Source organism: Aeromonas sp. QDB56 (genome assembly GCF_027705505.1).
GTDB lineage: Bacteria > Pseudomonadota > Gammaproteobacteria > Enterobacterales > Aeromonadaceae > Aeromonas > Aeromonas caviae.
The window spans coordinates 1-950 of record NZ_JAPDBZ010000304.1 but is presented as its reverse complement, the minus strand read 5'-3'; the positions used below and the strand labels follow the sequence as shown (position 1 = coordinate 950).

At 58.9% G+C, this 950-nt stretch carries 1 pseudogene; it reads right to left on the bottom strand.

Going from position 1 to position 950, the window contains the following annotated elements:
* A pseudogene (locus OKB81_RS20560) lies at positions 1-671 on the bottom strand (hypothetical protein); the annotation flags it as partial.
* Positions 672-950 lie beyond the last annotated feature (279 nt).

Genomic DNA, 950 nt, shown 5'->3' with positions numbered 1-950 from the left:
ACCAGCGGGGCTGACGCCCCGGCGAAATTCCCCTCCCACCTACGTCGGAGGGAGTCCCCTTTCGCATTTAAGATGGAGAGGAAGGGGAGCACATTGACCGCATGCTGATCCATCAGGACCCGCACCTCGCCGCCGAGCAGGGCCCCCATGCGCACCAGATTGAAACTGTAGAGCAGGATGTTGACCACGGTGAACACCAGCACCGCAGGCAGATAGTCAGGGTAGCCATGGCGCCAGATGAGCCAGACAATCACCGCCCCCACCATCATGTAGCTCAGGCAGGCCAGCAGCACCCGGGGGGCCATCTTGTCGTTGAAGATGACGCTCCAGCAAAGGATCAGCAGGTAGACCAGCATGAAGAGGGTGAAGGCCCGCCAGTTTGGCGGCTCCCCGAAGAAGCGCTGGATGGCGAGTGGCATCAGGGCGAGGCAGAAGGTGATGAGCAGGTTGGCCAGCCAGATCCCCGCGATATGGGGGGCAAATGCCTGCATGAAGAAGAGCGATTGCGCCGCCAGGGCACAGAGGCTGGACCACCACCAGAGCCCGAGACCGGGTATTTCCCTGTGGGTCCACCAGATGATGGAGAGGGTGATGAATCCCAGGCTGTAGCCCCCGAGGGCCATCAACATCAGGGTAAATACGTCCAGATTGAGCAGAATTGAGGCGTCCATTCCCGAACCTTCCAATGGGGATGGCTGAGTATATGGGAAGCCCATGACAAGACACAGAGGGAGCCTATGGGCCGGGCAAAAATATTTGCCCAGCTCGCACGCCCTACTCCCCTTGAAGCGGCCGGACAACGCCCTGTCTGTGCCCGGATTTTCCACCGAGACGGCCGCCGGATATTTTGCACTTGAACCGGCGCCATTAGATACAGGGCGAGATCGTGAACGTTTTGAAGCAATGTTAAGAGGATTTGACCGACCGATCTGGGTGTGATCTTATACTCT